The 14,310-nt window shown below is 69.8% G+C and carries 8 protein-coding genes; 4 read left to right on the forward strand and 4 right to left on the reverse strand.

The window, feature by feature from the left end; genetic code table 11:
• The first annotated feature begins 71 nt into the window (after positions 1-71).
• Positions 72-4,763, forward strand: coding sequence for a MobF family relaxase (gene mobF, locus ABD160_RS13195; protein WP_344022022.1), 4,692 nt, complete (start codon positions 72-74; stop codon positions 4,761-4,763).
• A 158-nt stretch (positions 4,764-4,921) separates the two neighbouring features.
• Here the strand turns inward: mobF and ABD160_RS13200 are convergent, their stop codons facing one another.
• Entirely contained in the window at positions 4,922-5,605 is a 684-nt protein-coding gene (locus ABD160_RS13200) for a hypothetical protein (RefSeq protein WP_344022024.1), read from the reverse strand.
• A gap of 491 nt (positions 5,606-6,096) precedes the next feature.
• On the opposite strand from ABD160_RS13200, the gene ABD160_RS13205 reads away from it, so the two are divergent.
• Entirely contained in the window at positions 6,097-6,813 is a 717-nt protein-coding gene (locus tag ABD160_RS13205; protein WP_344022025.1) for a ParA family protein, read from the forward strand.
• 163 nt (positions 6,814-6,976) lie between these two features.
• Complete coding sequence (locus tag ABD160_RS13210) at positions 6,977-7,771, forward strand: ParB/RepB/Spo0J family partition protein (RefSeq protein WP_344022100.1); 795 nt, start codon at positions 6,977-6,979, stop codon at positions 7,769-7,771.
• Positions 7,772-8,183: 412 nt separating this feature from the next.
• Here ABD160_RS13210 and ABD160_RS13215 read toward each other — a convergent pair whose 3' ends face one another.
• Positions 8,184-9,236, reverse strand: coding sequence for an IS110 family RNA-guided transposase (locus ABD160_RS13215; RefSeq protein WP_344022027.1), 1,053 nt, complete (start codon positions 9,234-9,236; stop codon positions 8,184-8,186).
• A 304-nt stretch (positions 9,237-9,540) separates the two neighbouring features.
• On the opposite strand from ABD160_RS13215, the gene ABD160_RS13220 reads away from it, so the two are divergent.
• Entirely contained in the window at positions 9,541-10,797 is a 1,257-nt protein-coding gene (locus tag ABD160_RS13220; protein ID WP_125911373.1) for an IS256 family transposase, read from the forward strand.
• 1,274 nt (positions 10,798-12,071) lie between these two features.
• Here the strand turns inward: ABD160_RS13220 and ABD160_RS13225 are convergent.
• Both ABD160_RS13225 and ABD160_RS13230 read right to left on the reverse strand, forming a co-directional pair.
• The gene (locus ABD160_RS13225) at positions 12,072-12,713 is read right to left on the reverse strand and encodes an MBL fold metallo-hydrolase (protein ID WP_344022029.1); all 642 of its coding nucleotides are present in this window, start codon (positions 12,711-12,713) and stop codon (positions 12,072-12,074) included.
• A complete protein-coding gene (locus ABD160_RS13230; RefSeq protein WP_344022031.1) occupies positions 12,707-14,302 on the reverse strand; it encodes an MFS transporter in 1,596 nt (531 codons plus the stop codon). The genes ABD160_RS13225 and ABD160_RS13230 overlap by 7 nt, the downstream gene beginning before the upstream one ends.
• Positions 14,303-14,310 lie beyond the last annotated feature (8 nt).

Below are 14,310 nucleotides of genomic sequence, written 5' to 3' on the forward strand. Positions count from 1 at the left end.
CTTCCAACGCCTCACACCTATGCATCAAATGATCTTGCCGGATGCGGTGCCGGTCGCGTAGCCTGCTCGCCATGGGCGTCGTGCGGGTCACTGCGATGGCGCCCGGGTCTGTCGAGTACCTGCTCCACGGGTGCGATTCGCGCCCCGAACAGGGCCACGAGCACGGTTCGGAACAGGATATCGAGAACGGCGGCGACGGCGTGCAGCGCATCCCCGGCGCGGCCGAGTACCTGACCTCTGCGGCCGAGCGCGGCGAGCCCGACGGCGTCTGGTTCGGTGCCGGGTTCGAGGGGCTCGGGCTGCCGTTCGAGGCCGGCGCTACGGCTACCGCAGATGACGTTCGGGCGGTGTTCGGGCAGCTGCGTTACCCCGAGCACGTGCTCGCGGGGTCGACCGAGAAGACGCCGGTCTACCTCGGTTCGAAGCCGCGGAAGTTCCGCACAGCAGCCCAGATCGTGGCCGACGCACTCAAGGAAGAACCGACCGCATCGGCGGAGCGGCGCTTCGAGATCGAGACGGCGGCGAACCGCAACACCCGGACTCCGACGGCCTACTACGACGTGACGTTCTCGCCGGTGAAGTCGGTGTCGATGTACTACACGGCGTTGCTCGCGGCCGGGGACAATGACGGCGCGGAGACGGTCCGCTGGGCGCACGACGAGGCGGTGCGGATCGCGCTGTCGTCGGTGCAGTCCGACGTGGCGTATGTCCGCTCTGGCCGGCACGAGGGCCGGGGCCCGTCGGGGCGGACAGTGGGTCAGTGGGAGGCGGCCACGGGCCTGGCCGCCGTGGTCTACGGGCACCACACCAACCGTGACGGTGAGCCGCAGCTGCACTCGCACGCCGGGGTGCTCAACCGTGCCGCGACCGCGGATGGGCGGGTGCTCGCGCTGGATGGGCAGGCGTTCCGGCCGGTGAAGGAGGCGCTGTCGGCGGCCTACACGCGGGCCTATCAGCAGCTGCTGACCGAGCGGATGGGGGTGCTGTTCCAGCTGCGGCCTGACGGGTTGGCGCGGGAGATCGCCGGGTTCGACCCGGAGCTGTTGGCGCAGGCGAGCACCCGCACCTTGGAGCGTGTCCGCCCGGCGGTTGCGGAGCTGGTGGAGGCCTACACGGCTCGGCACGGGCGGGCCCCGGGGCCGCGGGCGCGGCGGGCGTTGGTGGAGCAGGCGGTCAAGGGGACCCGTGAGCCGAAGCGCGGGCTGGCCGGTCCGGCCGCGGTGCTGGCGTGGACGACCGGTCAGCCGGGGCGGGTGGATAGGCTCGCGGCCGCACTGGACGCGGTCGACGAGGTGGTGATGGCCGCGGCGACCAACGGTACCCATCCGGTGTCCGCGCGTGGTGGCCAGGAACTGGTCACCGACGGTCGCGAGGCGGCGCTGGAGGTCCTGGCGGTCATCGGGGCCGGGCGGGCGGTGTCCGGTCAGAACACGGCTGTCGGTGAGGGTGCGGCCACGTTGGCGGGGGCAGTGGCCATCGCTATCGAGGCTGGAGTGGCTGATGTCCAGAGCCGGTATGCGTCGTGGACGGTCGGGAACCTGACCGCGGCCATCGATGACCACCTCGGTGACCACGCGGCCGCGCTCGGGGTGGCGGCGGCCGCCCGTCCGGCGTTCATGGCCACCCTGACCGAGGCGGTGCTGGCCGAGCACGGTCAGTTCGGGATCGTGCAGGTTTCTGCGTCCGACCCGGTGCCGGTGCCGGACGAGCTGCGTCGCCTCGGCGCCGGCGGCGATGGCCGGTCGATGTTCCGCGCCCACATCGACGAGCGCTACGCGACCACCGCGGCGGTGACCGCTGAGGAGCGGCTGCTGGGCTACAGCCGCACCGACGGCCTCACCCCGCTTCCGGCCAGCCGGCTCGTCGAACTCGGTGAGGTGCTCGGCGCTGAGAAGCTGTCTGCTGATCAGGCTGCGGTGGTTGCTGGGGTGCTGGGGTCCGGGCGGACTGTGGATGTACTGGTCGGGCCGGCGGGCACCGGGAAGTCGCACACCGTTGGGGCTCTGTCGGCTGTGTGGGCGGGTGAGCACGGTGGGCGGGTGCTGGGCTTGGCGACCGCGGAGATGGCCGCGCGGAACCTGGCCGAGCTCGGCCTGGAGGGGATGAACACCGCGCAGTGGCGGCAGCGGTTCCTGCCCGACCCGAGCACCGGTGAGGTTCGTGATCGGCTGTGCGCCGGGGACCTGGTGGTCGTTGACGAGGCAGGCATGAGTAGCACCGCCGAGCTGGTCGAGATCAGTGACGCCGCAGCCGCGGCCGGGGCCAAGGTGTTGCTGGTCGGCGATCACCATCAGCTCCAGCCGGTCGGCGCAGGTGGCATGTTCGCTCACCTCGCCGCCCAGGCCGGCGTTCTCGAGCTGGACACGGTGCACCGGTTCCGCCACGCCTGGGAGGCCGAGGCGTCGCTGCAGCTGCGCGTAGGCGACGTTGCAGCGGTCGCCGCGTACGCCGACCGGGGGCGGCTGCGCACGGGCACGGTGGAGGAGATGAGCGAGCACGCCGTGCGCGGGCACATGGCCGACATGCTCGACGGCAAGGACGCTCTGCTCATCGTCGGCACCAACCGGACAGCAGCGGAGATGTCGAGGCAGGTTCACGAGACCCTCGTCGACCTCGGACGCGTATCCCCCGACGTTCTGGCGACAGTGAGCCGCGGGGGTGTCGAGAACAAGATAGGGGTCGGGGACCTGATCCAGGCGACCCGCAACGACCGGCGACTGCGCGTGGATCCCGCTCCGGACGGCACCGTTGGCGAGGTCCTGAACAAGGAGCGCTACACCGTCATCGGCCTCAGCCGCGACGGCGCGATCCTCGCGCGAGACCAGCGCGGCGCGGTCGCGCATCTGACCCCCGAGTACGTCGAGAAGCACGTCATCCTCGGCTACGCCGTCACCGCCTATGCGGCCCAAGGCGTGACCGTCGATGTCGGGCGAGGGTTGCTCGACCGTGACGCGACCCGTGAGTCGGTGTATGTGCCGATCAGCCGCGGGCGGGAGAACAACCTGCTCTACATGGTCACCGAGCAGGCCCCGGACGGGCACGACCAGCGGCGCATCGAGGACACCCCCGTCCAGCGGCTCACCGACATCCTCGCCCGCAGCGACGTCGCGGAAGCGGCGCTGACCGTGCGCGAGATCGCCGAGCACGACACTGCCTCGTTCGAGACTCTGGGTGCCCTGATCAACCAGGTCAGCATGCGGGCCTCCGGCGGCCGCAACGCCGACATCCTCACAGAGCTGCTCACCGACGAGCAGATGGAACGCCTGCAGGACGAGGACGCCTACGGACGCATGCTGGCCGCCGTCTACGGTGCTGAACTCGACGGACACGACCCGCGCGCGCTGCTCACCGAGGCCGTGCAATGCCGCGGGTTCGACGACGCCGAGTCCATCGCGAAGGTTCTGCACTGGCGCGTCGGTGAGCTCACCACCGCCCGCGCACCGGAGAACGGAACTGTCGAGCCGGAACACGGCTGGACCGCGGTTGCCGACACCCTGGCCCCCGGCCCTGTCCGCGACTACCTCCACCAGCTCGGGGAACTGGCCGCCGACCGGCAGAGCGCGCTCGGAACCGAGATCGCTCTCGAGCCGCCGCAGTGGGCGCTCGACCGGCTCCCGGACGTCCCTGACCAGGACGACACCGAGGCCCGCCACGCATGGGAGCACCGCGCCGGAGTGGTCGCGGCGTACCGGGAGTACCGAGGTATCCCCGAGCACCAGTCCTCGCTCGGGCAGGCGCCGCCGACCCAGCAGCCCTTCGCCTACGCGCTGTGGCGCGAAGCCACCGAAGCCCTCGACCCCGACCCGACCGCGCTGGCCTGGCAGCACAAGACCGACAGCGAGCTCTACCAGGCCCGCGAAGCCTGGGCGCTCGCGCTGTACCACGCCGATGAGTACGGGCCCCGCGCCGTCGGTGAGGACCTGGCCGCCACCCAGCGGCTGGCCACCGAGATCAACGACGACGCCGTGCTCACCGCAGCCGAAGCAGACGCCACAGCCGACGGTCCCGACCGCGACGAGCTGATCGAGGCCGCCGACCGCTACCGCGCCCTCGCCCAGGCCTACACCGCCCAAGCGGCGGACATGGCCGAGGAGTACGAGGCCCGGCAGCAGTGGTGGGACGAGGTTGCCCCGCTGCGCGAGGCCGACCAGGCCGCGGCCGGGGAACTGGAACGACGCCAGCTCCCCGCCTGGCGCGACACCCCGGCCCCCGCAACAGGGGAACAACTCACCTTGCCCACCGACGTCCCGGAACCCGCCGGGGCCGCAGAGCCCGGGAGCAGCCCAGCCGCCACGCAGTCGAGTGCCGAGCATGAGGGGCCGGGCGCGGACTCGGAGTCGGGGCCGGCCCCGGACCTCGGGCACCGCGTCGACTCTCCTGCGGTCGAACCGGACGTGCAGGAGCCGCGCGCGAGCGCGACACCCGAGGCCGCCCAGGAGGAACCCTCCGTGGACAACGGTGCTGGCCACAGCGGCGAGCGCGACCCGGGCGCGGCACGCGACGCAGTCGATGATCTACGCCGTGTGACCCGTGAGTCGCAGCTCCGAGAGCTGCACCAGCGGGCCCGTGTCCAGAACGACCAGCCCCACCAGGACCGCGACCTCGATAGTGGCTATGCCGAACGGGCCCACCGCGACCAGCTCGCCATCGAGAACGAACGCCACCAGCACCAGAGTGGCCAGGCCGAGCAGATCCACGAACAGGTCCAGGAGCACGGCGCGGACTACGACCCCTACGACACCGACTACGGCTACGACGAATAGTCCCGCCGCCCCGCAGGCGGCCCGGCGAGAAGCCAGGAGCCTCCGCACAAGAGCGCGGGGCTCCCCCACGGGGGTGTCTCAGAACCCGCGGCAGTCTGCCCGGACGATACCTCCCGACACGGTGGAACGGCGGCGGTTGCCGCGCGGACGGGCTCCGGTCAGCGAGACCGCGGTGAAACCGCCGCATCACCGAGCAACTCGGCGTACTGCTCCATCAGCGTCGGCGGCGACGGCTCGGGCTCGGTCTCCCGCCGCTCCAGCTCCGCGCGCAGAAACACCTCCTGCTCCGCAGCAACACGCAGGCTCTCCTCGTCGGCCACAACCCGCACACCCTGGACGTCCCACGGCCCGGGACACACACCACGGACGGTCGAAGGACTGATGTGCTCGTGCCACGGCGGATCCACGATCTCGTCCAGCTTGGCGCTCGGCCGAGGACGACCCCATGTCACGCCGAACTCGCGCTCCGCGAGCTCTCGCACGTCCCGGGTGTGGAACCCGTCAGCAAGGCCGAACACACCCCGCTGGATCTTCGGCACATAGACAGGGAACCGCTCCCCTGTGGCCAGCACGCACGCTGTCGACCCGATGTAGACGTGACAGTGCCACCGCGCCGCGTCGATCCCCGGCACCGCAGCCTCCACCACGGCCGCCAACTCCAGACGCGCCGGCCGACCGACATCCGGGCTCGCGGGATCAGCCGCGTAGCCACACGCCTCCTGCACCCGACGCAGAACCTGCTCCTGCACCAGCTGCGTGTAGGCCGCCCCCCACGCCGCGACGTCCTGGTCCAAGCCTGCTGTGGCCATGCCGTCGAGCAGCGCCGACAGCGACAGCGGCATCCGAAACTGCACCTCGTGCGCGTCGGATGGCGGAGTGGCCAGGGGGTCGCTGACGTTAAAGAGCGGTGCTGGGGCGACGTGCGTGTCGCCAAACCGACCACGAATCATCGCTGACCTCCCAAGTACCGCTGGTCGCCATGGCTGTCTGCTGGTGCAGGTTCCGGGTGTCATCCTAGGACAGGTGCTGGCCTGGCCCTGCCGATTCTGACGTGCTTCGGGGCCGGCCCACGGTGAGGCGATCACGCACGGACTCCGCCCCGTCCAGGTCATAGCACGAACATATGTTCGATTACTGGAGCGGGTGTTGCGGGTCTATGGCGGAGTGGCTCGCGGCGCCCTTGGTCGCAGTAAACGCCGTTTACCGCCGACCGGCGCACGGGTTGCGGCACGCCGAGGGAGGTCGTTGTGCGACCGTGATCGCCTGATCTGCGACGATAACTCCGATCCGAAGTACCACCTGCCCGGGTGGGAAGCAGACGGAGGGATTCTCCATGGCGCGCGTGCATGTCATCGCCAATCAGAAGGGCGGGGTCGGAAAGACCACCGTCACTGTCAATCTCGCCGCGGTCGTGGCCGACACCCTCGGAGGGACCGCGGAGTCCTCACCGGTCCTGGGGGTGTCGACGGACCCACAGGCATCGATGCTCGAGTGGGCCCAGCGCGTGGGTGACGCGCTGCCGTTCGACTTCGAGCAGTGCCACGACAACCCCAACCTGCTGAGCAAGCTGCGCGAGATCCAGCAGTACTCACACATCTTCGTCGACACCCCTGGGACGCTGGAAGACGAGTCGATCCTGCAGACCGTCCTGACCCAGGCCGACGACGTCATCGTCCCGCTGGAACCGGAGCCGATGTCGTTCTCCCCAGCGACCCGATCGATCCAGCGAGTCGTCGAGCCGGCCGGAGTGCCGTGGCGGGTGCTACTCAACAACTGGGACCCCCGCGATGGCAGAGGCGATCTCGACCAGACCCGTGAGTATGTCGCCGCGCGCGGCTGGCCGGTCTTCAACACCGTGATCCGCCACTACAAGCTACACACCCGCGCCTCCGCCGAAGGGGTCACTGTGGTGCAGTACGCCAAGAACCGAGTCGCCCTTGAAGCCCGCCAGGACTTCTTCCGCCTGGCGCTCGAGGTGCTCGGCACCGGGGGAAACGGGCCTCGGCACTCCAACGACGTAAACGGCGTTTACGCGGGCAACGAGGACTGAGCCAGTGGGGAAGCGTGTGAACCTGGCAGAGCTGGCTCGTGAGGAAGTCCCCAACGACTACACCCCTCCGACGGAATCCCTGAGGTCGCTTCGAGAGCCTGCGGTGGCTTCCGTGCCTGCCCCCGCGCCGGACAGCTCGCCCGAACCAGGGCCCGATACCTCGATGCTGCCCGTGCCCGACATCGTCAGCAATCCGCTCAACCAGCGTGCGGCGGGAGACGAAGAAGACGCCGAGTTCTACGAGCTCGTTAGTACGATCCGCGGGCACGGGGTGCTGCAGCCGATCGTGGTCTGCTCGGCGAGCGCCTTCCTCGAGCGCTACCCGGATCAGGCCGGCGCTCTCGACGCCGCGCGCTGGGTGGCGCTCATCGGGAACCGGCGGCTACGGGCGGCTACGGTCGCCGGGCTGCCGCACATCCCGGCATTGGTCAACGACGACCGAGTGGCTTCGATGTACGAGGTCATGCTGGTGGAGAACAGCCACCGCAAAGCGCTCGGACCGCTGTATGAGGCTGAGGCGATGCAGCGACTGCTGAGCGAGTCCGGGATCCCACAACGCGCGCTCGCCGCGCGCATCGGCCGGACTCCGATGTACGTAAGTCAGCGCCTTGCGCTGCTCGGACTGATCGAGCCACTGCGAGAGGCCCTCGAGGCTGGAAGTCTCAAGGTCGAACAGGCCCGGCAGCTCGGTGGGCTGTCCGAGGCGGAGCAGTACGCGATTGCAGCTGCCGGTCCGCCGTACCGCAAGCCCACCACCAATGCCCCTGCTCGCGGCATCGAACCGCCGCGACGTCGTCGGAGCATTGCAGTGTCGAGCCCAGCCCGCGCCGCGGCCTCCATCCGGGAAGTGTTCACCGAGACCGAGCGGGCCGAGCTGATCAAGCTGCTGGCTGAACCTTCTTACCTCGCGAGTCCCGCCGAACACGATGATGGCTCGTCCACAGCGCCCGAGGCTTAGGAGCGGCACCCGGCGGGCATCGGCCTGTGGAGGGGTAAACGCCGTTTACCCCTCCACAGGCCGTTTCGTCGGTCCGGACCTCGCGACTCGTCGCGCCCACGCGACTCAGGTGGGGCCGACGAAGTCGCTGTCTCAAGAGCAAACGCCGTTTACAGGAGGAGTCTCACGCCAGTCAGGCTTGGGCTTCCCCAGGATATGGAGCACGTAGCACGTCGTGGGATCGGTGGTGCTGTGCGCGGTGCTCAGGGGTTCCCGTCCTCTTCCGCTCAGTCTGCGAGGGAAATGGCGCCAGGACGGGGTAAACGCCGTTTATCCCATCATTGGGCGGTCATCGATCGGCTCGCCCGCTCGGTCGTGTCAATGAGGCGCCGCCTTGAACACAGGCCACGAGTGGCGTCCACTTGCTCCTATGTCAAGCGGCGCTCTCGGCGACGTGTTGCGGCCGAGAGCTGCGGTCGAGGTCGGCGAGTAGAGCGCGGTAGACGACGTCGGACAATCTTCGCTTGAGCACTCGGATGGACTCGGTCTTGGTGTCGCCGCCGGCTCGGCGTCGCTGCAGCAGCTCTCTGGCCTGCGGGTGGTAGTGGGCCTGGGTGATGGCGATGCGGTGGAGCGCGGCGTTGAGCTGCCGGTTGCCGGTGCGCGAGAGCCGGAAGCGATGGCGATTGCTCGACCAGACCGGGACGGGCGCAGTCCCGTTGTGGCGGGCGAAGGCGTGCCGTGAGCGGAACCGATCGACACCGGCCGTCTCCCCGATGATCTTCGCTGCGGTGAGTGTGGCGCACCCGCAGAGCGCGACGAGGGTCGGGGCGAGCCGGGTGACCAGGACCTCGAGTTCGCGGTCGAGGTCGCGGATCTGGCTGGTCAGCTCGCGGCAGCGATCGACGTGGGTGCGCGCAAGCCGAGGGACGAGCCCGTCGAGGCCGGCGAGTCGCTCGGTGATCGCGGCGAGGTTCTTAGGCCGCCAGAGGCTGCGAGCCGCGGGCTCCCAGCCGGGGTCGAGCTCGTGCAGGTGCCAGCGCAGGCGGTTGATGATCCTGGTCCGCTCTGCGACGAGGTCGTCTCGATGGCCGGCGAGCAGCCGTACTTCCCGAGCAGGGCCGTCGAGCTGCGCGGTGGGCAGGTCTGGCTCGCGCAGAGCAGCCCGGGCGACGGCGAGGGCGTCGATCGGGTCGGACTTGCCGTAGCTGCGAGCGCTGTCGCGGACCTGGGCCATCATCTTGGGCGGCACTCGGACGATGCGTTCGGCGGCGCCAAGCAGGTCGTGTTCGAGTCGACGGGAGAGGTGACGGCAGTCCTCGACGGCCCACAGTCGTTCGGCGCCGAACGTCTCTGCCCAGGTCAGCAAAGCCAGGTGGTCGGTCGTGGTCGTGCCGAGCGTGCGTTCACCGAGCTTGCGGCCAACGTCGTTGACGACGACAACGGTGTGGCTGCGCTTGTGTGCGTCGATCCCGAGAACCACCATGAGTCGGTCTCCCTGTCTTCGAGGTCGGGGCGACAGGACCGGCCGGCGGGCATAGCTCAGTGGGGACCGTGCCACGCTCCTATCAAGCCACGCCGGTCGGTCCAGCTGGCTCGTCCGGCCGCACAAGGGGACCAGGCCACGAACGGCACAAAGTGGTAGAGCGAGCCCGACGAGCCAAGATCACTCTTACACTGACCAAGGTGGTGTGCGACCCGGTCCTGGTCAGGGCCGTGGCGTCGAGGTGTGGGGCGGCCACCGCGTGATCTTCTGGAGACCTTCCACAGTGCTTCAGGAGTTCCACGCGATGACCGCACCCTCCAGTATCGACCCCTCCGAGTTCCTGCACGAGCAGCTGTCCCAGGCGAGTCCCGATCTGCTGCGCCAGATGCTCACCACGTTCATCAACACACTCATGTCCGCCGATGCCGACGCAGTGTGCGGGGCAGCGTGGGGCGAGCGCAGCGAGGCCCGCACGAACATCCGCAACGGCTACCGACACCGTGACTTCGACACCCGCGCGGGCACCATCGACGTAGCGATCCCGAAGCTGCGCAACGGTTCCTACTTCCCCGACTGGTTGCTGGAACGTCGCCGCCGGGCGGAGCGGGCACTCACGACGGTGGTCGCGACCTGCTATCTGCTCGGGGTGTCGACGCGGCGGATGGAGAAGCTCGTCGAGTCCCTCGGGATCACCAGACTGTCGAAGTCGCAAGTCTCGGAGATGGCCCGAGACCTCGACGGCCAGGTCGAGCAATTCCGGACCCGCCCGCTCGACCAGGGCCCCTACACCTTCATCGCCGCCGACGCCCTGGTCTTGAAGGTGCGTGAGGGCGGGCGGGTGGTCAACGTGCACGCTCTGCTGGCCACCGGCGTCAACGCTGACGGGCACCGGGAGATCCTCGGCCTGCAGGTCACCTCCGCCGAGGATGGAGCCGGCTGGCTCGGGTTCTTTCGCGACCTGACCGCCCGCGGCCTGTCCGGGGTCCGGCTGGTCACCAGCGACGCTCATGCCGGGCTCGTCCACGCGATCGGCGCCACCCTGCCCGGCGCTGCCTGGCAGCGCTGCAGGACGCACTACGCGGCGAACCTGATGGCCGCTACCCCCAAGTCCAGCTGGCCGTGGGTGCGGGCGCTGCTGCACTCGGTCTACGACCAGCCCGACGCCACCAGCGTTCACGCCCAGTTCGACCGGGTCCTCGACGGCGTGGCGGAGAAACTCCCGACGGTGTCCGAGCACCTCGACACCGCCCGCGCCGACGTCCTGGCCTTCACCAGCTTCCCGAAAGAGGTCTGGCGACAGATCTGGTCGAACAACCCCTCCGAGCGACTCAACCGCGAGATCCGGCGTCGCACCGACGTCGTCGGCATCTTCCCGGACCGCAACTCGCTGATCCGTCTCGTCGGCGCCGTGCTGGCCGAGCAACACGACGAATGGGCCGAGGGACGCCGCTACCTCGGCCTCGAGGTCCTCGCCCGCTCCCGCGTCACCGCAGTCCCCGGCACCGGCTCCAGCAGCGAGGAGGTGACCTCAACAGACACGATCCCGGCGCTCAGCGCCTGACAGAACTAGAAGATCACGCGGTAGTCGTCACACACCACGCCAGCGGACTTGACCAGGCCACGGCTTCGAGAACCTTTGGCTGGGGCCATCGGTGAGGGCTGAGGTCTTCACAGGCGCTGACAGCGTCGTGGCGCGGTGGCTATCTCCATCCACCACGTCGACGGACGCGACCCGTGTCGCAGGCATCAGCACGAGCGAAGCTGGATGAGGGCTCGGTGGGCTGAACGTCGAATCGACTGGGTACAGCCCTCGGGTGGGCGACCGGGCCCTGGAGTTGGCGTCGTTCACTGGCGGCGGTCCTGCTGCGCTGCCGGATCAACCAGTGCTTTCCGGGCACGGGGGGCGGCCGTCCTGCACGAGGCGCTGGTACTGGCACCTACCAGGCGTTAAGCAGGCAGGTGTCGCAACCGGTTGCGCGTCCGGGACTCGGCGGCACTACCTTCCCCACCGCTCACGATGACTGACCGACAGGCACCGTCATCGGGCCCAGGACCGCTCCGGCAACGTAAACGGCGTTTATCCCGAACGGAGCCTCGCCGGTGTCCGCCATTCCGCGTTGCCTTTTCGCGGGGCGCCGCCACCGGGCAGCGATCCCTGTGCAGCCGCGCCGTGTATCCGCATACATCTCCGATCGGTGGCACGAGGGGCGTCGAACCCGCTGTCTCGGTTGGATGGGCCTACGGAGGCTGGATGTCGCTCCGCGCACGGCGAGGACCGGGCACGCCACAAGGAGGTACAGCCTGTCAACGGCCCGCTGTGTCCTCGGCGGCCAGCGGCTTGGAGCCGACAAGCTTCGCCGATGAGCCCAGTTGTAAACCCTGCTGGCGCCAGGTATCGCACTGCTGCGGACCGCGCACCAGCAGCAGCCCGCCGCATTTACGCAGTCACTTCGGCGTCCGCCGTGGTAGATCAACCGGCCCTGAAGTTGGGACCAACGACGCGCGGGGTACCCATGCTTGCCGCCAAAACTGTCATAACATGAATGATCGGATTATCTGATCTCTCCCCGCAAGGTGCACCGCGGCTCGAGCCCTGCCGGTACTGACTGGACCTGCTCAGCGATCCAGGCGAGTGGCATGTCGTTCTCTTCGCGGCGGTCGGCAAGGGGGCTGGCGATGGCACGACGGACGGTTGAGTCGTCCTGGGCGGTGGAGAGGCTGTGATCTAGCAAGGAGACTGAACTAGTGCCTGCGCCTCGGGAGTTCGATGCGGAGACGCGTGAGTGCGCCGTGCGCCGTGCGCCGCGGTAGGGGGCCCTCGACCGGGGCCTTCACCTATGTCCTGTTGAAGGCCCCGGGGACGGTGGCGACGGCGGTCTCCGCGCCTGCCGCCCAGCCCTCGGCGTCGACCGGGTGGGCTCCGGCGGCGTAGATCACCAGGTCGGGTTCGAAGGTGCCGAGTAGCCGTAGGCTCGCGACGAGTTCGTCGGCGTCGCTCACCCCGGGGATGTAGCCGGCGGTCCAGTCCCCGTCCTCCGGACGGTGCACGGTGTCTCCGGCGAACAGGTAGCTCTCGCCGCCGGCGCCGGGCACCAGGAAGCTGGTGCTGCCGGGGGTGTGGCCCGGGGTGGGGATCACCTCGACGCCGCGCTCGTCGACGTGCCGCTGTTCGAACAGCTCGTGCGGTGTGGCGAAGCGGGCGATGGCGTCACGCTCCCGGGCGGGTGCGTGCAGCCGGGCGCCGAAGTGCTCCGCGATGCGCGGCAGCACCGTGCCGGCCTCGTCCTCGTGGGTGAGGTACTGGTGGGCGATCCCGCCGAGCGTGTCGAGGTCGTCGAAGTCGTCCTCGGTGCCGGTGGAGTAGAAGAGCACGTTCCCGTCCGGTGCTCCGGTCCACAGGTAGGCGTGGGTGGTCATGCCGGGCATCGGCGAGTAGGGCCGGGTCTGCCAGAGGTCGGTGCGGATCTGCTTCAGCATCGTTGCTCCTCGTCCTGTCGTTGGTTTCCGGTGTCGGTGCGAACCGGTCGGGTGGAGCGCTGGAGCCTGGTGGCAGCGAGGACGGCGACGCCGGTCATGACGGCGGCGCCGGCGAGCCATGCGACGACCAAGCCCGTGCTGAACGCGGCTCGGGTGGGTTCGAGCAGGGCATCGGCCAGGCCCGGCGGGAAGTGTTCGGCCGCGGCCGCGGCGCCGGCGACGGTGTCCCGGGCGGCGTCGGCGGCTTGCGGGGGCAGGTCTGCGGGCAGGGTGTCGGTGACGCCGGCCCGGTAGAGGCCGGCGACGATGCTGCCCAGCAGCGCGATGCCGAGTCCGGCGCCGAGCTCGCTGCTGGTCTCAGATAGCGATCCGGCGGTTCCGGCGCGTTCGGGTGGGGCGTGGCCGAGGACTAGGTCGGTCGCCACCACCCCGATCGGGGTGGCTCCGAATGCCAGCAGTACCGAGCCGGCGACCAGCAGTCCGAACAGAGAGGTCGCTGCGGCTGCGGCGAGCAGGGTCACGCCGAGCGCGGCGACCAGGGAGCCCGCGGTGACCACCTGTGCGCGCCCGAGCCGTCCGGCCAGCCGCGGGGCGAGCAGGGATGCCACCAGCGACGCGCCGATCAGCGGCACCATCCACAGCGCCGCGTGCAGCGCGGACTGGCCGAGGACCGACTGCAGGTACTGCGGGAACAGGAAGAACGTCCCGGTCATCACGATCTGGGTCAGCAGCAGCACCATCAGCGCCGCAGTGACGGCCGAGACCGTGAACAGGGCGAGGTCGAGCAGCGGGTGGCGCAGTCGGCGTTGCCGCCGGACGAAGGCGATCCCCGCGCCCGCCCCGAGGGCGATCGCGGCCACCGCGACCGGCAGCGAGCCGCCGGAGGCTAGCTGTTTGAGGCCGTAGACCAGCGGCAGCATCGCGGCCAGCGACAGGGCCACGCTGGCCAGGTCGATCCGGCCCGGGTCGGGGTCGCGGGCCTCGGGCAGCAGCCACGGGCCCAGCAGCAGCAGTACCGCCATCACCGGCACGCCGATCAGAAACACCGAGCCCCACCAGAAGTGCTCCAGCAGCAGCCCGCCGATCAGTGGGCCGGCGGCGCCGCCGACGATGAAGGCGGCCATCCAGATCGCGATCGCGGAGGTGCGCTGCACCGGATCCGGGAACAGCGTGCGGATCAGGCCCAGGGTGGAGGGCATCAGCGTCGCCCCGGCGAGGCCCAGCAGCGCTCGGCCGGCGATGAGCGCTTCGGCGGTGGGTGCGTAGGCTGCGGCCAGCGAGGCGAGCGCGAACGCGGCCGCGCCGATCAGCAGCAGCCGGCGGCGCCCGATGCGGTCGCCCAGGGTGCCCATGGTGATCAGGAACCCGGCGATGAGTAGCGGGTAGATGTCGAGGATCCACAGCTGCTGGGTGGCGCTGGCGGCCAGGTCGGCGCTGAGCGCGGGGGCGGCCAGGGCGAGCACGCTGTTGTCGAGTGCGATCAGCAGCAGCGGCAGCATCAGCACCGCCAGTCCGACCCAGGCGCGGGGCCCGGCCCGGGGCGGCGGCATGGTCGCGGAGTCGGTGTCGGTGGTCGTCGGGTCCGTCATCGGTCCTC

It is taken from the genome of Pseudonocardia kongjuensis, assembly GCF_039526905.1.
Classification (GTDB): domain Bacteria; phylum Actinomycetota; class Actinomycetes; order Mycobacteriales; family Pseudonocardiaceae; genus Pseudonocardia; species Pseudonocardia kongjuensis.